The organism is Rhizobium sp. WYJ-E13, from assembly GCF_018987265.1.
GTDB lineage: Bacteria > Pseudomonadota > Alphaproteobacteria > Rhizobiales > Rhizobiaceae > Rhizobium.
In genome coordinates this window covers 3,266,968-3,284,282 of sequence record NZ_CP076853.1, presented here as the reverse complement: position 1 = coordinate 3,284,282, position 17,315 = coordinate 3,266,968, and the positions used below count along the sequence as shown (strand labels likewise).

The 17,315-nt window shown below is 60.5% G+C and carries 21 protein-coding genes; 7 read left to right on the top strand and 14 right to left on the bottom strand.

Annotated elements, in window-relative coordinates; translation table 11 throughout:
- The first annotated feature begins 200 nt into the window (after positions 1-200).
- Positions 201-1,007, top strand: coding sequence for a phytanoyl-CoA dioxygenase family protein (locus KQ933_RS16460; RefSeq protein ID WP_216755871.1), 807 nt, complete (start codon positions 201-203; stop codon positions 1,005-1,007).
- A gap of 418 nt (positions 1,008-1,425) precedes the next feature.
- Here the strand turns inward: KQ933_RS16460 and KQ933_RS16455 are convergent, their stop codons facing one another.
- Positions 1,426-2,370, bottom strand: a complete 945-nt coding sequence (locus KQ933_RS16455; RefSeq protein ID WP_216755870.1) for a GlxA family transcriptional regulator — start codon at positions 2,368-2,370, stop codon at positions 1,426-1,428.
- A gap of 130 nt (positions 2,371-2,500) precedes the next feature.
- Here KQ933_RS16455 and KQ933_RS16450 point away from each other — a divergent pair, with 130 nt between their 5' ends.
- Positions 2,501-3,298 (top strand): SDR family oxidoreductase, encoded by a 798-nt coding sequence (locus KQ933_RS16450; protein ID WP_216755869.1) that lies wholly within the window; start codon positions 2,501-2,503, stop codon positions 3,296-3,298.
- A gap of 55 nt (positions 3,299-3,353) precedes the next feature.
- Here the strand turns inward: KQ933_RS16450 and KQ933_RS16445 are convergent, their stop codons facing one another.
- The 3 genes from KQ933_RS16445 to KQ933_RS16435 all read right to left on the bottom strand — a co-directional run bounded on the left by KQ933_RS16445 (position 3,354) and on the right by KQ933_RS16435 (position 6,621).
- Positions 3,354-4,382: a dienelactone hydrolase gene (locus tag KQ933_RS16445; RefSeq protein WP_216755868.1), complete on the bottom strand. Its 1,029-nt coding sequence runs from the start codon at positions 4,380-4,382 to the stop codon at positions 3,354-3,356.
- 133 nt (positions 4,383-4,515) lie between these two features.
- Positions 4,516-5,490 (bottom strand): threonine/serine dehydratase, encoded by a 975-nt coding sequence (locus KQ933_RS16440; protein ID WP_216755867.1) that lies wholly within the window; start codon positions 5,488-5,490, stop codon positions 4,516-4,518.
- Between the two features lie 69 nt (positions 5,491-5,559).
- Positions 5,560-6,621: a helix-turn-helix domain-containing protein gene (locus KQ933_RS16435; protein ID WP_216755866.1), complete on the bottom strand. Its 1,062-nt coding sequence runs from the start codon at positions 6,619-6,621 to the stop codon at positions 5,560-5,562.
- Positions 6,622-6,755: 134 nt separating this feature from the next.
- On the opposite strand from KQ933_RS16435, the gene KQ933_RS16430 reads away from it, so the two are divergent.
- Positions 6,756-7,478: a hypothetical protein gene (locus KQ933_RS16430; protein ID WP_253958249.1), complete on the top strand. Its 723-nt coding sequence runs from the start codon at positions 6,756-6,758 to the stop codon at positions 7,476-7,478.
- Between the two features lie 11 nt (positions 7,479-7,489).
- On the opposite strand, the gene ggt is transcribed toward KQ933_RS16430, so the two are convergent.
- Positions 7,490-9,232 carry a gamma-glutamyltransferase gene (gene ggt, locus KQ933_RS16425; RefSeq protein WP_216755865.1) on the bottom strand — a complete coding sequence of 581 codons (1,743 nt, stop codon included), beginning with the start codon at positions 9,230-9,232 and terminating at the stop codon, positions 7,490-7,492.
- A 188-nt stretch (positions 9,233-9,420) separates the two neighbouring features.
- Positions 9,421-9,786 carry a helix-turn-helix domain-containing protein gene (locus tag KQ933_RS16420; protein WP_216755864.1) on the bottom strand — a complete coding sequence of 122 codons (366 nt, stop codon included), beginning with the start codon at positions 9,784-9,786 and terminating at the stop codon, positions 9,421-9,423.
- Positions 9,787-9,893: 107 nt separating this feature from the next.
- Between KQ933_RS16420 and KQ933_RS16415 the strand changes: the two genes are divergently transcribed.
- Both KQ933_RS16415 and KQ933_RS16410 read left to right on the top strand, forming a co-directional pair.
- On the top strand, positions 9,894-10,223 hold the full coding sequence (locus KQ933_RS16415) for a nuclear transport factor 2 family protein (RefSeq protein WP_216755863.1): 330 nt from the start codon (positions 9,894-9,896) through the stop codon (positions 10,221-10,223).
- Positions 10,220-11,023 carry an SDR family oxidoreductase gene (locus tag KQ933_RS16410; protein ID WP_216755862.1) on the top strand — a complete coding sequence of 268 codons (804 nt, stop codon included), beginning with the start codon at positions 10,220-10,222 and terminating at the stop codon, positions 11,021-11,023. Before KQ933_RS16415 ends, KQ933_RS16410 begins: the two co-directional genes overlap by 4 nt.
- Here the strand turns inward: KQ933_RS16410 and KQ933_RS16405 are convergent.
- The 6 genes from KQ933_RS16405 to KQ933_RS16380 all read right to left on the bottom strand — a co-directional run bounded on the left by KQ933_RS16405 (position 10,975) and on the right by KQ933_RS16380 (position 14,900).
- Positions 10,975-12,024, bottom strand: a complete 1,050-nt coding sequence (locus KQ933_RS16405) for an alpha/beta fold hydrolase (protein ID WP_216755861.1) — start codon at positions 12,022-12,024, stop codon at positions 10,975-10,977. The two genes, KQ933_RS16410 and KQ933_RS16405, sit on opposite strands and share 49 nt — an antisense overlap.
- Before the next feature lie 77 nt (positions 12,025-12,101).
- A complete protein-coding gene (locus tag KQ933_RS16400) occupies positions 12,102-12,719 on the bottom strand; it encodes a hypothetical protein (RefSeq protein ID WP_216755860.1) in 618 nt (205 codons plus the stop codon).
- Between the two features lie 101 nt (positions 12,720-12,820).
- A complete protein-coding gene (ykgO, locus tag KQ933_RS16395) occupies positions 12,821-12,946 on the bottom strand; it encodes a type B 50S ribosomal protein L36 (RefSeq protein ID WP_007826467.1) in 126 nt (41 codons plus the stop codon).
- 175 nt (positions 12,947-13,121) lie between these two features.
- Positions 13,122-14,189: a 5-(carboxyamino)imidazole ribonucleotide synthase gene (locus tag KQ933_RS16390; protein ID WP_216758927.1), complete on the bottom strand. Its 1,068-nt coding sequence runs from the start codon at positions 14,187-14,189 to the stop codon at positions 13,122-13,124.
- Positions 14,186-14,680 carry a 5-(carboxyamino)imidazole ribonucleotide mutase gene (purE, locus tag KQ933_RS16385; RefSeq protein ID WP_183735228.1) on the bottom strand — a complete coding sequence of 165 codons (495 nt, stop codon included), beginning with the start codon at positions 14,678-14,680 and terminating at the stop codon, positions 14,186-14,188. Before purE ends, KQ933_RS16390 begins: the two co-directional genes overlap by 4 nt.
- Positions 14,681-14,696: 16 nt before the next feature.
- Positions 14,697-14,900 (bottom strand): YdcH family protein, encoded by a 204-nt coding sequence (locus KQ933_RS16380; protein WP_007826473.1) that lies wholly within the window; start codon positions 14,898-14,900, stop codon positions 14,697-14,699.
- A gap of 230 nt (positions 14,901-15,130) precedes the next feature.
- Between KQ933_RS16380 and KQ933_RS16375 the strand changes: the two genes are divergently transcribed.
- The gene (locus KQ933_RS16375) at positions 15,131-15,304 is read left to right on the top strand and encodes a YdcH family protein (RefSeq protein WP_007826474.1); all 174 of its coding nucleotides are present in this window, start codon (positions 15,131-15,133) and stop codon (positions 15,302-15,304) included.
- Between the two features lie 156 nt (positions 15,305-15,460).
- On the opposite strand, the gene KQ933_RS16370 is transcribed toward KQ933_RS16375, so the two are convergent.
- On the bottom strand, positions 15,461-15,721 hold the full coding sequence (locus tag KQ933_RS16370) for a helix-turn-helix transcriptional regulator (protein ID WP_113296103.1): 261 nt from the start codon (positions 15,719-15,721) through the stop codon (positions 15,461-15,463).
- A gap of 65 nt (positions 15,722-15,786) precedes the next feature.
- Positions 15,787-16,551, bottom strand: a complete 765-nt coding sequence (locus KQ933_RS16365; RefSeq protein WP_216755859.1) for a sulfite exporter TauE/SafE family protein — start codon at positions 16,549-16,551, stop codon at positions 15,787-15,789.
- A 108-nt stretch (positions 16,552-16,659) separates the two neighbouring features.
- Between KQ933_RS16365 and KQ933_RS16360 the strand changes: the two genes are divergently transcribed.
- Entirely contained in the window at positions 16,660-17,313 is a 654-nt protein-coding gene (locus tag KQ933_RS16360; RefSeq protein WP_216755858.1) for a thiamine phosphate synthase, read from the top strand.
- The last annotated feature ends 2 nt before the right edge of the window (positions 17,314-17,315 follow it).

Here is a 17,315-nt window from a genome sequence, read left to right as displayed (position 1 = left end):
GTAGCCTCCCATCGCTATGAAAATGATCGCTCTCAACATCGCTACGGTCTTCTTCTTGAGCCTCTAAGGCTCTGCCCTCGGGCAAAGGAAGATGCGGCCGCTTCACCAGCCTGCTGGCTGGGGCGTTGCCGTGGACTGTAACCACCCTGCATCCGGCCGATGGACAATGCCGACAGGGTTCGGCGATAGAGAGATATTTCATGACATCCACTGGTTATCCGCCGGCGCTCAGGGCCGCGCAGATCGAACAATTCATCGAGGATGGCTTCGTTCGCATCGACGATGCTTTTCCCCGCGACGTGGCCGAGGAAGCCCGCGCCATCATGTGGCGGGACATTCTTTTCGATCCCGACGATTCAAAGACTTGGGTGCAGCCGGTCGTCCGGCTGGCCGGCTATGGCGGCGGACCGTTCAATGCGGCGGTCAATACGCCCCTGCTGCATTCGGCTTTCGATCAGCTCGTGGGCAAGGGACGCTGGGAACCGCGCAGCGGTCTTGGCAGCTTCCCGGTCCGCTTCCCGCATCCTGATGATCCCGGCGATGCCGGCTGGCATGTGGATCTGAGCTTTCCGGGAGACGACGGCGACCCAGATGAGCAGCGGGATTTTTCCGCCTGGCGAGTGAACGTCACCTCGCGCGGACGGGCGCTCCTGATGCTTTTCCTGTTCTCGGATGTCGGCGAAGAAGACGCGCCGACGCGTATCCGGGTCGGATCGCACAAGGATATCGCAAGGATGCTGGAGCCGGCAGGCGAAGCCGGCATGGCGTATCTGAGGCTGGAGCATGTCGGTGAAGACAGGCCGCTTGCCCTGGCGACAGGGCAGGCGGGCACGGTCTATCTGTGCCATCCGTTCCTCATCCATGCGGCGCAAATGCATCGCGGCAAGGAGCCGCGCTTCATGGCCCAGCCGGCTCTTGCGCCATCGGAGCCGCTAAAGCTTGTGCGTGAAGACGGCGCCTATTCGCCTGTCGAAATCGCCATCCGCAGGGCGCTCCAGCAAGGTTGAGGCTTATCGCAAGACGGCTGCACAGGTTTGTGCGGCATGGCAGATGTGGAGGAGGTTGCTTGGTATCGGAACCTCCTCCACTTCAGGGAACCTCCCCCAGGAGATGCTCTGATACAAGAAGGGGCGCCATTTTGCGCCCAAAAGGGGCTTGGTGGCGGAGGTTCACCTTCAATGGAGGAGGTTCGGCGGAGGTTATTTCCGCCGGTTCAAGCCATTGATATATATGTATTTAAATCAAGTGGAGGAGGTTCTTTGCTGAAACCTGCCGGATGCCACCTACGCCAGCGGTCTGGCAAGGTCTCCGGCTAGTCTTAGGAGAAAACCTCCGCCACCCCCTCCACCTCCTCCACCTGCGATTCTTGACGGTGGCGGACGATGCTTTTGATCGGGGCGGAGGCCTCTAGCTCTGCCGGTTACATCACGCCTGCATTTCCTGTTGTGCCGCCCGGCGGATTGCCTGCGGCGGCTGGCCGAAGGCGCGCAGGAAGGCGCGGCGCATACGCTCGCGATCGGCAAAGCCGGTTTCACGAGCGACGGTATCGATTGGATGGCGGCCCTGCTCCATCATCAGGCGAGCCGCTTCCAGGCGCAGGTTCTCGACGGCCTTTGCCGGCGACTGGCCCGTTTCGGCCCGAAAGGCGCGGCTGAACTGACGGGGGCTGAGATGCGCGGCCTCGGCCAGCTCTTCGACTGAAAGCGTGGATTTCAGATTGCTGCGCGCGTGCGCGAGCGCCTTCTGGATGCGGTCGGATTTCGGTTCCAGTTCAAGAAGGGCGGAAAACTGCGACTGGCCACCGGCGCGACGATGATAGACGACTAGCTTGCGGGCAACGGCGCGGGCGATTTCCAGGCCATGATCTTTCTCGACCATGGCAAGAGCCAGATCGACACCCGCCGTCATGCCCGCCGAGGTCCAGACTGAGCCGTCGATGATGTAGATGCGGTCCTCTTCCATCCGGATCTCGGGGTAGCGGTTTTGCAGTTCGCGGGCGAGATACCAGTGAGTTGTGGCGCGGCGGCCATCAAGGACGCCGGCATCGGCAAGCAGGAAGGCACCGGTGCAGATCGAGGCGAGGCGACGGGTGGCGGCAAGTGCGGCGCGAATGAACTTTGCTTCCGCCTCGTTGGGAAGCTTGATGTCGGGCGCACCCGTAACGATCAGTGTGTCGAAAGCGGGATCGCCGAAAGCTTCTGTCTCGACGATCATACCGAGAGAATTGGCGATGGGGCCGCCGGTCTCTGAGAGATAATGGATGTCGTAGACCTTTTCGCCGATCTCGAGATTGGTGAATTCGAAGGCCGAGGCGGCAGCGAGGCTCATGATCTGAAAGCCGGGAAAGAGCAGGAAGCCGATTTGCTGCATCGTCATCATGTCCTGGAAAGTGGATGTCTTAAAAGGTGGTATATATGACATTTAGGACGTGAGCAATTGGGCGTAAAACTCTCCTCAAGCGCAAGGCAATCGGGCCGGCGCACCAGATGGAGAAACGATCATGGCACACGAACATAAGGGTACGGCGCTGGTCACGGGCGCCTCTTCGGGCATTGGCGCGATCTATGCCCACCGGCTGGCAAAGCAGGGTTACAACCTCATCCTCGTCGCCCGCAACGGTGATCGGCTGAAGGCGCTGGCGAGCCGGCTGAGCGATGAGACCGGCCGGACCGTAGAGACGCTGTCCGCCGATCTCGGCAAGCAGGACGATCTTGCCAAGGTCGAGAAGGTGCTGAAGGAAGACCAGAGCATCACGATGCTGGTCAACAATGCCGGCTTTGGCGGAACCGCGCCGCTGCTCGCCTCCGACGTCGACAAGATGCAGGAGATGGTCGATATCAACGTTACGGCAGTGATGCGGCTGACCTATGCCGCCGTGCCCGGTTTGGCTGCACGCGGTGGCGGCACCATCATCAACATCGCCTCGATCGTGGCGATTGCGCCTGAGATCCTGAACGGCGTCTATGGCGGTACGAAAGCCTTCGTGCTCGCCTTCAGCCAGTCGCTGAAGCATGAGCTTGCCGACAAGAATATCCGCGTCCAGGTCGTGTTGCCAGGCGCCACCGCCACAGAGTTCTGGGGCATTGCCGGCACGCCGGTCGAGCATCTGCCGGGCGAGATCGTCATGTCAGTTGAAAATATGGTCGACGCGTCACTGGCAGGTCTTGCCGAGGGTGAATTTGCGACGATCCCGGCGCTCGAAGATGCCGGCCTACTCGCCGCATATGAACAGGCACGCCAGGCGCTGATGCCGAACCTGTCTCGCTCGGCGCCGGCCCCGCGCTACAAGGTCGCATAACGGCGATCGACAGAGAACGGCATCGTCCGCGGCAGGTCGCTGCGGACGATGTTTTCTATTGAGGGAGGTTCGTACTGAAAGCCTCTGCCACCATCTCCGCAAGGCGATCATGGATAGCCGTCCGACTTGTTTCCTTGGAATCATCGCAGAGAGGCTCTTCACCTTCCTCCCGAAGGATGGCGGCACCTGACGGTTTGCATTCGCTGAAGGCGCTATATTGCGAAGCGTCCGTCAGGAGATCGTAACGTGCGTTGGGTATTGCGTCCTTCAGGCCTGACGCGCGCAGCCCTGGCCAGATGGTTTCCGGGGTGCCGAGATTGATCAGTCGGACGGGGATCGATATGCGCGTGAGGCTTTCAGGCGCGAAGCTGGCGCCGAATTCAGGATCGATGACGACGACCGCCTTCACCCGCGGATCGAGATGGGAGCGGGTGAGCTTCTGCCTGTCGATGGAATGGAGATCGATACCGGCACTGGCGAACTCGGTGCAGTCGACGCCTGTGCCATCGGCATTGCAGGAGCGCGCGAAGCTTTCCGGATCGAGGTGACCGCCAGCAATCGAAAGCGCGGATGTCCCGCCGACAAGGAAGCCCAGCACGCCGATACGGTTGCGGTCTATCTTTGCAGGCAGCGTGCCGCCCTTCTCGATTGCGGTCAGAGCCGCGGAGAGATCAGCGGGCCGCAGCCATATCTCGTGGAGGCTTTCCTCGCTCGTCATCGTCTGCGGATCCGGCTGGCGCATCATTGCCACAACGAAGCCCTTCGAGGCGAGGCGCGATGCCATCCAGGCGCCAATGAACGGCCCGGATTTCAGACCGCCATGCGAAAGCAGGATCAAAGGATGGCTGCCGGCAGCGGCAGGTGCGCCCTGTTGCGCGGCCTCGCCTTTGAAAATCGGACTGTCGCCGACCAGGACGGGCGTTCCGCCCGCCGTCGCCGGATACCAGAGCGTGATGTCCATGATGCCGCCGCGTTCCGGCACGGGAACCGAGAAAAAGGACAGACCGACAGTGTCGGCCGTATGTACCGGAGTGTTGGCGGCAAGAAGGCAGGCCGAGAGCAGCAGGATGAGAAGATGTATCATGAAAACCTCGGAGCGAAGACCGCCACATGGCGGCGAGACGAGGTTTCGCTGTTTTTCAGGTGAGGGAGACCCCGATCATGATCGAGGTCGTCGCCGATCGCGATCAGGGTCTTCGTCGTTAAGTTGCCGGCTTTTAGCCGAAGCGCTCCAGCGCTGTGGTAAACACGCCGGCGTCGATGTTGCCGCCTGAGGTGACGACCACAGCCGTATCGCTGTCCAACTGGTCGCCGTGGAAGAGTGCAGCGGCAAGGGCAACGGCCCCGCCTGGCTCGACGACGATCTTGAGGCGGGTGAAGGCAAGTGCGACAGCGCGCAGCGCTTCATCGTCGGTGACGACAACGCCTTGTCCGGCCAGGCGTTTCAGGATCGGGAAGGTGATGTTGCCCGGTTGCGGCGTTACGATCGCATCGCAGATCGAGCCCGTGAGCGAAGCATTGCGCTCGATCTTACCCGAGGCAAGCGAGCGCGTCGTGTCGTCGAAATTTTCCGGCTCGCAGGGCCGGACGCGAAAACCCGGTGCGCTTGCTTCCAATGCCAGGGCGATGCCCGAACTCAGGCCGCCGCCGCCGCAGGGAACGAGGACTTCGGCATTCTTGACGCTTTCCTCTTCCGTCTGTTCGGCGATTTCCAGCCCGGTGGTGCCCTGGCCGGCAATGACCAGCGGCTCATCGAAGGGCTTGATGAGCGTCAATCCACGTTCGGCCGAAAGCTTTGCGCCGATCTCGTCGCGGTCTTCATTGGCGCGGTCGTAGAGTACGACTTCGGCGCCGAAGGCCCGCGTATTGGCGATCTTCAGCTTCGGCGCGTCGCTCGGCATGATGATGACAGAGGGGATGCCGTGCATGCGGGCAGCAAGGGCGACACCCTGTGCATGGTTACCGGAGGAGAAGGCGATGACGCCTTTCTTGCGCAGTTCCGGATCGATGCCCGAGACGGCGGACCAGCCGCCGCGGAACTTGAAGGAGCCAGTGTGCTGCAGGCATTCGGCCTTCACGAACAGCCGCCGGCCGGCGATTTCATCGAGAAAGGGGGAGGAGAGAAGCGGCGTGCGCCGCGCATGACCGCGCAGGCGAGCCCGGGCGGCAACGATCATTTCAATGGAAGCCATGGGAATCTCTTTTTGCTGAATGCCGCTCATGCATAGAGCGAGCATCTTTGCTTGTGAACGGCGACTTTGTCACGGTGACATGAATATGACATTGGACGCCGCGCCACCCGATTCCCGCGGGATGCGCCGTTTTCTGAACTGTGTCGGGCTTTCGCCATTCATGCGTGCGAATTCGCGGTTGAAGTTGGACTTGCTGATGAAGCCGGAGTCGAACATCACCTGGGTTATCGAGTGATCGGTGCCGACCAGTTGTTCACAGGCGGAGCGGATGCGGAGGTCGTTCACATATTGCGAAACGCTCATGCCATGGATGCGGTTGACGGCTGTGGAGACGCGCCGGGCGGGCAGGTTCATCCTGCGGGCAATGCGGCTGAGATTGAGTTCGGGATCGCGGTAGAGTTGACGAGCGCGCATCAGCGCCTCGAGGGCTGCGGCGACCGCTGCGTCTTCCTCCGTTGCTGGCGGTGGCGGTGGCGGTTCCGCGGATGTCGCTTCGACTGTACTGCCGCTGCTCGCCACCGAGGCGGCGGTGCCGAGAATCAGTAGCGCGATGACGTTCCCGAGCGCGACGATGGCGCCTGCATGGATGCCACCGGTCTTGGTGAAATCGAAGCTGATAATGACGTCGGTGATGGCAGAAGCGATGAGGGCGAAGCCGGTGATTTGCAGCGAACGATAGGAAAGCACTGCACCGTCAAGGCGGGAGGCGACGAGCGCATCCGGGCCATGCCGGGCAAGCCAGAGCAGTGCTGCCCCGTAGCCGAGGAAGATCAGGATAATGGCGAGGCTGATCGGCTCAGGATAAAGGGCGATGAGAACCACGATTGCGGCCGTCGGCAGAAGGTGCGGCCAGAAACGGGAGAGGGTGGGCTGCTCTTCCATGGCCAGCCCCTTGAAGCAGACCCAGGCGAGAGCCGCGATCGTTGTCGCGATCAACGACTGAAGAGGCATGATCTCGATGATGTCATAGCCCCAGCGGATGCCGATCACCACGGATTGGAGGACGTAGAACCCGATCAGCAGCAGGAAAGGTCGCTTTTCGGCAAGCGATCCATCTCCCTGCCGCAGCATGCGGATGAGCAGGATGGCAAGCAGAAGAGCCACGACGAAGGGCAGCGGAACAAAGATCATCGGTGATATCCGAACAGTAACAATGATCTCAGAATGAACCCGATTGCGTTCGCGGTCGACCCGGATCGTGATCGAGGTCTCGAAATGGGCCTGGAAATCCATCCTGACGGCGTCCTCGATAGGAGGTCGCAATCATGAACGGATTTCCGATGGCCATTCTTCTCGTCATGCCGGTGCTTCTGGCAGCCTCCGCTTCCGCATTGCCGGATAAGGTGTCGACCACTGCAATTCCCGACCTTTCCGGCGTACGGGCCGTCGCCATCAGCGGCGATGCCAGCTCGATCAACATCACCACGCGAAGCGACCAGCCTTATGGGGCATCACTCAGTGGGCGACGCAAGGGCTGGTTCTCATCCTGGTATTCGAGCTGGTACTTCGCCGATTGCCGTGACAACAGCAACATGCGTGTCGACGGCACGGTGCTGCATATCGATATCGCCGCATCGTCCTGGCTGGACCCGTCCGACTGCGTGATCGAGGTCAATGCCAATGTGCCCGCCGGTGCGGCTCTCAGGATCGATCAGAGCGCCTTCACGGCAAGGCTCAATGGCCATTTCTCCGATCTCACCATTGCCGGAAAAGCGGCTGACGTGACCTTTGACGGCCATGCCGGCGGCATCGATATCCGCGCCGATGCCGTGCGGGCTTCCCTCGATTTCGACAGGGTCGAAGCGGACGAAAGAGTATCGATCCGTGCTCGCGCACTCGATGCTTATCTCGGGTTCGGAGACAGTGTACCGATCGACTACAAGGTGACGGCAAAAGCGTCCTGGGTCGATGCCCGACAGCCGAGCGTGCCGGGCGCTATGCCGCGCGTCGAGATCGACGGCGATTTCGTTCGGGTCAGGATCCGCTGAAGCCCGGCCTGTCAATAACCGTTGGCCGAGCCTTCGGTCGCGCGGCTGTCCATTGCGCCGTTGTAGCGGGCGCCGCCACCCTTCTCGATGGCTGCAAGGCTTTTGCCTCCGACGAGGATGCCGGCCGCCTGTCCCCAGACCGGAGCACCATTGCCACCCGCGAGCTTGTAACCCATCTCGGCAAGCGCCTTTTCAGTATCTGGAGAGAGCGCAAAGGGCTCCAGGTAGACGGTGTCCGGCTGCCACTGGTGATGGATGCGTGGAGCATTGACCGCCTGGCTGATGTCCATGCCGAAATCGACGACGTTGAGAATCGCTTCGAGAGTGATGGTGATGATGCGCGAACCGCCGGGGCTGCCGATGACCATGAAGGGCTTGCCGTCCCTGGTGACGATCGTCGGACTCATGGAAGACAGCGGCGTCTTCTTCGGTGCGATGGCATTGGCCTCACCCTGCACAAGGCCATAGAGATTCGGCACGCCGGGCTTGGAGGTGAAATCGTCCATCTCGTTATTGAGCAACACGCCGGTGCCGGGCGCGACCACACCGGCGCCGAAGGAGCCGTTCAAGGTGTAGGTCACCGCGACGGCATTGCCCTCGTCATCGATAACAGAATAATGCGTCGTCTCTGTGCTTTCCTTGCCGCCGAGCGGCTTCAGATTGGCCGAAGTACCGGCCCTGTAGGGATCGATCTTGGCGCGGATCTCCTTGGCATAGTTCTTGTCCAGCAGCTTGGAGACGGGGTTGTCGATGAAGTCGGGATCGCCGAGCGCGGCGTTGCGGTCCACATAGGCGTAACGCATGGCCTCGACCATGATATGCACGGCTTCGGCCGATCCATAGCCGAGATAAGAAAGCGGATAGCCTTCGAGGACGTTCAGGATCTCGCAGATGATAACGCCGCCGGAGGAGGGCGGCGGTGAGGAAATGATGTCGTAGCCGCGGTAATTGCATTCGATCGGTTTCAGTTCCCGCACCCTGTATTGCTCGAAATCCTCCTTTGCGAGAATGCCGCCCTTGGCCTGGCTCGCCTTGACGATCGCATCGGCCGGTGCACCCTTATAGAAGGCGTCGGGGCCTTTTTCCGAGATCGATTGCAGGACGGCGGCCAGATCCGGCTGCACCAGTTTTTCACCGGGCGAATAGGGGCTGCCGCCGGCCTTCAGGAAGATCTTTGCGGCCTCTTCATCCTTGGCGAGCCGCTTGGCGCTGCTGGCAAAGCTTGCCGTATCACCTTGCTCCAGCGTGAAGCCTTCCCTTGCATATTTCAGGGCCGGCGCGATCAGTTCTTCGCGCTTCTTCGTGCCGTATTTTTCGCGGGCTGTCTCGAAACCCATGACCGAACCCGGTGTGCCGACGGCGAGATAGCCGTCGAGACTGGCGCGTGGGACGATGTCGCCCTTGGCGTCGAGATACATGGTCTCGGTTGCCGCGAGCGGCGCGCGTTCACGGAAATCGAGAAAGGTCGTCCGTCCGTCTTTCAGGCGGATCGTCATGAAACCGCCGCCGCCGAGATTGCCGGCTGTCGGATAAACGACCGCCAGCGCATAACCGACTGCGACCGCGGCATCGACGGCATTGCCGCCACTCTTCAGCACGTCGACGCCGACATCGGTTGCCAGGTGCTGGGCAGTGACGACCATACCATGTTCGGCTTCGACAGGCGCAGGCGAGGCAGTAAAGGCTGGCAATGGCGCGAGGCAAAGCGAGATAGCAGCGAGAATGGCGACGGATTGTCTGTGAAGGCGGTCCATGAATTTCCCCTCGAAGGACGGCGATGGCAAAGATATGGCGTTACCTCGCCGGGAGACAACGATCAGGCGAGAAGCTCGGCGAGTTTCTTGTTCGTGTCGTGTTCGTCGAGAGGCGTGGAGACGATCAACTTCGTGAAACGGTCATGTCCTGACCTGCGACGGCGACATTCACCTTACCCCTGACCGGATCAGGGAGTTCGGTCGCCGGTTTCTTCCGGAATGAAAACCATGCCGGTGAGGTCCTTGTCCTTCAAGGCTGCCCATTTCAACAGAGCGTCCAAAGCGGGGCAGAGGGCCTGGCCCCAGTCGGTCAGACGATATTCCACCTTGGGCGGCACCTGATGGTGGACGATGCGCAGCACGATGCCGTCATTTTCCATCTGGCGCAGCTGCTGGATCAGCATCTTCTGCGAGATGGCGGGGATGGCGCGTTCGAGATCGGAAAAGCGCAGCACCTTGCCGCCGAACAGGTGGAAGAGGATGATGAGTTTCCAGCGCCCTTCCAGGATCTTCAGAACGTTCTCGACGCCGGTTGCGGCAGAATAGGGTGTCATCGCAGCGCCTTACTTTTTGGTAAGTACCATACTTTTTTGTATGTTCTTGTCATTTGGTAAGCTTATGCCCATCCTTTTCGCGAAGCAACAGAAGAGGAGTTTTCCGAGTGAACATCGAGCTTCCGAAACCGCTGGCGATTTATTACGCCGCCAAGAATCAAAAGAATGTCGACGGCATGCTCACCTGTTTTGCCGCAGATGCCAGCGTACGCGACGAAGGCGAAGACAGGCATGGCCGTGCCGAAATCCGCAAATGGATGGAGGAGACGACGCGCAAATATCGTGTGACGGTCGATCCCAGGGAGATTTCCGGTGACGCCGACAGGCCGATCGTGGCGGCATTGGTTTCGGGCAATTTTCCAGGCAGTCCTGTCACGCTCCACTATCACTTCACACTTGCCGGCGATGTCATCACGCATCTGGAGATCTACGCATGACTGTCGCACCTGCTTTTACGTTCGATCCGAACGAGTTCATTGACAAGCGGGTGCTTGTCACAGGCGGTACAAAGGGTATGGGTGAGGCAATCGTGCAGCGCCTTTCGGCGGCCGGCGCGAAGGTTGCGACGACTGCACGCTCGCCGCTGCCCGAGGGGCAGGTACCTGCGCTCTTCATTCAGGCTGATATCAGTACCGTGGAGGGTGTGGATACCGTCGTCTCGACGGTGCTCGACAGTTTCGGCGGCCTCGATATTCTCGTCAACAATGTCGGCGGCTCGTCGGCGCCGAGTGGTGGTTTTGCCGCGTTGACGGATGAGCACTGGCAGGCGGACATCAATGCCAACCTGATGGCGCCGGTGCGGCTCGACCGATCGTTTCTGCCCGGCATGATCAAGCGTGGCCACGGCGTCATCATCCATATATCCTCGATCCAGAGGCGGTTGCCGCTCTATGAAGCGACGCTCGCCTATGCGGCGGCCAAGGCTGGATTGTCGACTTACAGCAAGGGATTGTCGAAAGAGGTCGGACCGAAGGGCGTTCGGGTGAATGCCATAGCGCCTGGGTTCATCGAGACCACTGCCGCAACAGCGCTGATCCGGCGGATCGCGCAAGAGGCCGGTACCGACGAAGATAGTGGCCGCAAGCTGCTGATGGATTCGCTTGGCGGCATATCGATCGGCCGGCCAGGGCGCCCGGAAGAGGTGGCGGAACTCGTTGCCTTCCTGGCCTCGCCGCGTGCCGCTTCCATTCACGGCGCGGAATATACCATCGATGGCGGCACCGTTCCGACGGTTTGATCGATGGAAGAGCCGGCCAGCCGTTCTTCCGCCTTGCGGGCGATCGCTGCAAGGTCGCGCGGCTTGCCGGCAATCTTCTCCATAGCGGCGATGGCGACATCGGTCGCAAGATAATCCGGCTTATGGCCAACGCCCTTGACCGTGATGAGTTCGGACCCCTTGATATCCCGCGCCAGACCGCGCGAATGCAGGTGCTCCCAGACAATTTCGTCCTTGTCGCCCGTTATGATGACGGTTGGTGCTGATATCTCGGAATAGTGGTGCGCATTGGCCGCCAGGTATTCATGGAGCCGTTTGAAGTCGGCGGCATTGTTGTAAAAGGCGCGCGGCCTTAGCACCAGCGACGGGCCGGTTCTGGCGACGTAATCAACGGGGCGGGGATTGGGGCGGAAGACGTTCAGCGTGCCGCGCTCCAATCGGTGCAGGCCGAGAGGCACGACGACTGCATGATTGAAGAGCCAGCCGACAACCGGCGCCGTTGCGACATGATAATACCAGTCGATGCCGCCCGGCCATGGATGGGATGCCGGCGCGAGGAAGAGAAGACCTGCCGTCTTGCCCGGATGGCGGACGCCGAAGGCCGCGGCAATCGCGCCACCGAAGGAATGGCCAATGATGATTGCCCTTTCGATGCCGCGCTTTTCCATCAGCCTGGCGATAGCGTCGGCCTGGCCGGAAGGCAGGGCATTTTCCGGCCCGCCGCGTTCCGAATAGCCATGACCGGGGCGATCGACGAAGAGCATCTCGGCGCGGCCTTCCAGCGGCTCTTGGAAAGCATTAGCCTGGTCCAGCAGGTTGCCGCTCGCGCCATGAATGAAAACCAGAGCTGGAAGATCGGCGCTGTCCGGGCGAGGCACATGCACGGCATTCATGCGATAGCCGCCGATATCGGTCAGTTCGCCGATATTGGGATAAGCATATTCAAACTGGCGGGCCTTGTAGGAAGAATAGCCGATGGCGGCGGCTACGGGGACGAGAAGGGCGGAGATTTCGGCAAGCATGGTTTCAACCGCACGATGACGACATCATCAGTTTAAGATTGTGTGCTTTCCCACGCCGTCAAGTGTGCGCGGATCGGTCAGGTGCGGTTGCCGGCAAGCTTTTCCGAGAGCGTATTGACCTGATCCTGGGCGGTGCGATCGGCGGGGTAGACATCGAGAATGCGCTCCCAGGCCTTGAGCGTTATGTCGTCATTGCCTGTTGTGGCGAGGATAGCCGCCATGCCGGACAGCGCGCCGAAATGGCGAGGCTCGATTTTCAACACCTGCTCGATATCGGCCATCGACTTGCGATAGTTGCCGAGCACGAAGTTCAGCGTCGCGCGCCGGTTCCAGCTTTCGGCATAGGTCGGCTTCAGGGCGATGGCTTCATCGAGGAAGTCCAGGGCTGCCGGATTGCGCTTTTCCTCGATCGCCTTGTCGGCCCACTGCATCAGGAGATTGATGGTCGCGCTGCCGGAATCATTCCATTCCATGCGGATCTGATTGGCGATGCTGCTCGCCTTGTCCGGATCGCGTTCACGCTTCAACTGCGAGTAGAGCTGGTCGAGACGCTGTTTCGGCGAAGAATCGGTATTGGCCGGCTGCTCGACAATAACGTCCATCTGCTGCGCCATGGCAGGAAGGGCTGGGGCGAACAGGGTGAGGGCAAGCGGCAGCGCCGCTGAGGTCATAGCAAAAAAGCGCATGGCGGACATATTAGCCCGCCATCGCTGAAGATCAAACAAATTTGACGTGATCACCGAAGCGACCAACCGATATGCCAGCCCGCAGGCAGACAAACCGGATACACGTACAATCAGCCCTGACGAGCCTTGTAGCGCGGGTTCTGCTTGTTGATGATGTAGATGCGGCCCTTGCGGCGAACGAGACGGTTGTCACGATGACGCGCCTTGAGCGACTTGAGCGAATTCTTGATCTTCATTTTTCTGATCCGCGATGTTTCTGGGGGAATTCACATTCGCCCGTATCTTTAACAATCAAAAGCGCGCCGGCTGGGCGCGCTCTTCAGGTGGGGGAGCAGATAACCCGGCCTCTGCCCTGTGTCAACCACGTGAAGGCTTTTTTCCGCGGTTTTCAGGCGCTGTCCGGGCAAAGGTTCAGGTGGTATCGCCCGTCAGCATCGTCACGTGGCCCATCTTCCGGCCAGGGCGCGACTCGGTCTTGCCGTAGAGGTGCACAAGCGTGTCGTCGCGTTTCAGCCAGTCCGGAACGGCCAGGATATCGTCGCCGATCAGGTTCTGCATCACGCAATCGGAATGGCGGCGCGGATTACCGAGCGGCAGGCCGGCGACGGCGCGGATATGCTGCTCGAATTGCGAGACGACGCAGGCGGCTTCCGTCCAGTGGCCGGAATTGTGGACGCGCGGCGCCATTTCGTTGGCAATCAGGCTGCCATCGGTCAGTACGAAGAATTCGATGCCGATGACGCCGATGTAGTCGAGCGCGGTGAGGATTTGTTCAGCAGCCTTGCGTGCCGCATCGGCGGTGGCAGCGGAGATCGCCGCCGGTACGGCCGATGTATGAAGGATGCCGTTGCGATGGACATTTTCGGCCGGGTCGAAGCAGAGCACGGTTCCCTCAGTGGCGCGGGCGGCGATGATCGAGATCTCGCGCTCGAAGGCGACGAAGCTTTCGAGGATGAGCGGCACCGAGCCGAGCTCCGCATAGGTCCCGTCAGGACTGTCGGCCGGTGAGCGGAACACCTTCTGGCCCTTGCCATCATAACCGAGGCGGCGGGTCTTCAGCACACCCTGACCGCCGAAATCCTTCAACGCCTGCTCGAGATCGGCCTGGCTGTCGACGGCATGAAAACGGGCGGTCGGGATCCCGCAGCCGTTGATGAAACGTTTTTCGATGAGGCGGTCCTGTGCGGCTTCCAGCGCCTTCGGGGGTGGATAGACAGGCACATTCTTTGCCAGCCGTTCTGCAGCCGCAACGGGCACGTTCTCAAACTCGTACGTCACGACGTCGCAGAGATCAGCCAATTCGGCGAGCGCTGCCGGATCGTCATAGGCGGCGACGATCTGCCGGTTGGCGAGCTGGGCGGCGGGGCTGTCGGCCTGTGGCTCCAATATGATTGTGCGGAAGTTCAGCCGGGCTGCGGCCATGGCGAGCATGCGGCCGAGCTGGCCGCCGCCGATGATGCCTATCGTTCTTACCATCAGAGATCGTCCATCGGATATTCGGCGACCGAGGCGCTCTGGCGCTCGCGCCATTCGTCGAGGCGGTCGGCGATCTCCTCGTCGGAGAGGGCGAGCACGGCAGCGGCGAGAAGAGCAGCGTTGATGGCGCCGGCCTTGCCGATGGCAAGCGTACCGACGGGGATGCCGCCCGGCATCTGGACGATGGAAAGCAGGCTGTCCTGACCGGACATCGTCTTCGACTGGACCGGCACGCCAAAGACCGGCAGCGGCGTCATGGCAGCCGTCATTCCCGGAAGGTGGGCCGCGCCGCCGGCGCCTGCAATGATGACCTTGAACCCCTCCGCGCGCGCTCCCTTGGCGAAAGTGACGAGCCGGTCGGGTGTGCGATGAGCCGAGATGATACGCGCGTCATACTCGATTTCCAGCGCCTCCAGCGTATCGGCAGCATTCTTCATGGTTTCCCAGTCGGACTGGCTGCCCATGATTATGGCGACTGGCGGTCTGTCTGTCATCGTCACAATCGTTCCTTCAGGCGATGATATCGGGGATGATCTGGTCTTCCAACTTGGAGAGCTTGTCCTTGATGACCAGCTTCTTCTTCTTCATGCGCTGGATGCGCAGCGCGTCGCAGCCTGTCTCAATCATGGCGTTGATCGCGGCGTCGTAATCCTCGTGCTCCTGGCGCAGACGCGCCACCATGAGCCTGATTTCCGCCTGTTCCTGATCGGCCATTTGTATTCCCCATGATCGTCTTCGGACCTTGTCCGGTCTGCCGATAATTTCCGCAAGCTCCTATCACCAAATAGAGGTAACGGGAAGTTAGTGTTGATCATGAATTTGCCGCTTAGTCTTCATCTTTTGGCCTTCGACAAGCCTTTAAAAATGTGTCACAGTCCGCTGGTTGACACCTTGGATCTCCAGCAATGGATGGCTGGGGAAGGGTAAGAGGAAGGAAGGGTCAAATGACTGTTCAAGCTCATCTTGAATCGCTCCAGAAAAAGCATGTCGCTCTCGAGGAGGAGTTGCATGCCCTGAGAACATCTCCCTCTATTTCCGATACTGAACTTGCCGAATGCAAGCGCCGTAAGCTGCGCATCAAGGACGAGATCGAGCGTCTCAAGTCATCCGTCCATTGATCTTTCCAGGATATCGCCGGATATCAGTCTTGTGAAAGAAAAGGTAAATTCCCCAGTTTTCTAGACTATCAAGCAAGACCCGGTGAATAACCGAAATCAAGCGCCAGTCCCTTGCATGCGGCATCGGGCTGGCGTTTTTATGAGAAAAGGGCGTCTTCAGGCCCAGAACTGATCGAGCCAGAGATTGAGCTTGTCGAAACCGCGGTTGTTGACCGTGTAGATGCGCTTCGTGCCTTCCGAGGTCACGGACACGAGGTTGCTTTCAAGCAGCGCCTTCAGATGTTGCGACACGGCCGGGCGGCTGATCGGCAGGCCCTCGGCAAGCTCATTGACCGTCTTCGGCGCGCGCCGCAATTCCTCCAGCAAAAACCTCCGGTTCGGATCGGCAATCGCAGTGAAGGGGTCCGCGTTCGACATCGCAAAAAGCTACGTCAAACAGGCTCTTGCAGCAAGGAAATTGTGCATCGCAACGGAAGGCAACCCTATTCGAGCATGCCTTCGCGCAGGATCAGTAAAGCGGCGATCAGCGCCATGGCATACATGAAGGGATAGAATATCTGCGGCTTCATGCGCCGTACGCACCATGCGCCGGTAATTGTTGCCAGCGGAGCGAAGGGCAGAAGCGTAGCAGAAGCCAGGAGGTTGCGGGTGTCGAGCTGGCCAAGCGCGAAATAAGGAATGAGCTTTACGGCGTTCAGGATGGCGAAAAAGCGCACGCTAGTGCCGGTGAATTCCCGCGGCGGCAGCTTGAGTGGCAAAGCATAGATCTGGAAGGGCGCGCCGCCGGCATGGGCGACGAAGCTGCCATAGCCGGAAAGCGTGCTCCAAAGGCTCGCCACCACCGGGCGCTGGGGCCGCGGCGGGATGACCTTCCCCTTGCCGGGGCCGAAATTGTTCCAGAAATAACGCAGGCAGAAGGCGATGGTGACGGCGCCGATGAGAATACGCAGCACATTGCCTGGTACGAGAGCCGAGGTGGTCCAGCCGAAGGCGATACCGAGAATAGCGCCTGGCAGCATGATCTTCAGCGTCGTCCAGTCGCCATGCCGGCGCCAGATCACCAGCGATATCATGTCCATGAAGACGAGAATGGGAAGCAGGATCGCGGCGGCCTCGACGGGTGCGACCACGAGGGCGAGAAAGGGAAGGCCGATCAGCGACAAAGCGTCGCCCATCCCGCCTTTGGCAAGCCCGACCAGAATGACAGCCGGGATTGCAGCGTAGTAGAATGACAGATCTTGCGGCATGCTTTTGAAGTTCCTCCCCTTGCAAGCCCCCTCTATCGGAATTACTCACTCAAAACGAGTGCGGATCCGCCATAGAGCGGGAAAAACTGCCGCAGATGGAAAGACTTCATGACCGAACCGGAAAACCGCTGCCGCCTTGTCCTTGTTGTGCCCGATATCGCCGATGCCGATGAACAGGTGAAGAGCGTCGCCGATGCGCTTGATGGCGGCGATGTCGCATCCGTCATTCTGCCGCAATACGATCTGGATGACGGCAGCTTCCAGAAACGCGCGGAGAAGCTTGTCCCGATCATTCAGGCTGCCGGTGCTGCGGCACTGATCGCCGGCGACAGCCGCGTTGTCGGCCGTTCGAAGGCCGATGGCCTGCATATCACAGGACCGGCAAGCGAGATTGCCGATGCGATCGATCGTTACGCGGACAAGCTGATCGTCGGCGGCGGCAATGCGGCCGACCGGCATACGGCGCTGGAAGTCGGCGAGGAACGGCCCGACTACATCTTCTTCGGCAAGCTCGATGGCGACATCAAGCCGGAGGCGCATCCGAAGAACCTGGCGCTTGCCGAGTGGTGGGCATCGATGATCGAGATCCCCTGCATCGTGATGGGCGGCACTGATCCGGCTTCCGCGCTTGCCGTTGCCGAGACCGGCGCGGAGTTCGTGGCGATGCGCATGGGGGTTTTTGGGGAGCCGGCGCAGGCGTCCTCGATCGTGGCTCAGATCAATGCCTTGCTTGACGAAAAAGCGCCACGGTTTGAGGATTGATA

Coding starts and splice junctions, on each gene's coding strand:
- KQ933_RS16460 (WP_216755871.1), top strand. CDS start 201: ATGACATCCACTGGTTATCCGCCGGCGCTCAGGGCCGCGCAGATCGAA.
- KQ933_RS16455 (WP_216755870.1), bottom strand. CDS start 2,370: ATGCAGCAAATCGGCTTCCTGCTCTTTCCCGGCTTTCAGATCATGAGC.
- KQ933_RS16450 (WP_216755869.1), top strand. CDS start 2,501: ATGGCACACGAACATAAGGGTACGGCGCTGGTCACGGGCGCCTCTTCG.
- KQ933_RS16445 (WP_216755868.1), bottom strand. CDS start 4,382: ATGATACATCTTCTCATCCTGCTGCTCTCGGCCTGCCTTCTTGCCGCC.
- KQ933_RS16440 (WP_216755867.1), bottom strand. CDS start 5,490: ATGGCTTCCATTGAAATGATCGTTGCCGCCCGGGCTCGCCTGCGCGGT.
- KQ933_RS16435 (WP_216755866.1), bottom strand. CDS start 6,621: ATGATCTTTGTTCCGCTGCCCTTCGTCGTGGCTCTTCTGCTTGCCATC.
- KQ933_RS16430 (WP_253958249.1), top strand. CDS start 6,756: ATGAACGGATTTCCGATGGCCATTCTTCTCGTCATGCCGGTGCTTCTG.
- ggt (WP_216755865.1), bottom strand. CDS start 9,232: ATGGACCGCCTTCACAGACAATCCGTCGCCATTCTCGCTGCTATCTCG.
- KQ933_RS16420 (WP_216755864.1), bottom strand. CDS start 9,786: ATGACACCCTATTCTGCCGCAACCGGCGTCGAGAACGTTCTGAAGATC.
- KQ933_RS16410 (WP_216755862.1), top strand. CDS start 10,220: ATGACTGTCGCACCTGCTTTTACGTTCGATCCGAACGAGTTCATTGAC.
- KQ933_RS16405 (WP_216755861.1), bottom strand. CDS start 12,024: ATGCTTGCCGAAATCTCCGCCCTTCTCGTCCCCGTAGCCGCCGCCATC.
- KQ933_RS16400 (WP_216755860.1), bottom strand. CDS start 12,719: ATGTCCGCCATGCGCTTTTTTGCTATGACCTCAGCGGCGCTGCCGCTT.
- ykgO (WP_007826467.1), bottom strand. CDS start 12,946: ATGAAGATCAAGAATTCGCTCAAGTCGCTCAAGGCGCGTCATCGTGAC.
- purE (WP_183735228.1), bottom strand. CDS start 14,680: ATGACAGACAGACCGCCAGTCGCCATAATCATGGGCAGCCAGTCCGAC.
- KQ933_RS16380 (WP_007826473.1), bottom strand. CDS start 14,900: ATGGCCGATCAGGAACAGGCGGAAATCAGGCTCATGGTGGCGCGTCTG.
- KQ933_RS16375 (WP_007826474.1), top strand. CDS start 15,131: ATGACTGTTCAAGCTCATCTTGAATCGCTCCAGAAAAAGCATGTCGCT.
- KQ933_RS16370 (WP_113296103.1), bottom strand. CDS start 15,721: ATGTCGAACGCGGACCCCTTCACTGCGATTGCCGATCCGAACCGGAGG.
- KQ933_RS16365 (WP_216755859.1), bottom strand. CDS start 16,551: ATGCCGCAAGATCTGTCATTCTACTACGCTGCAATCCCGGCTGTCATT.
- KQ933_RS16360 (WP_216755858.1), top strand. CDS start 16,660: ATGACCGAACCGGAAAACCGCTGCCGCCTTGTCCTTGTTGTGCCCGAT.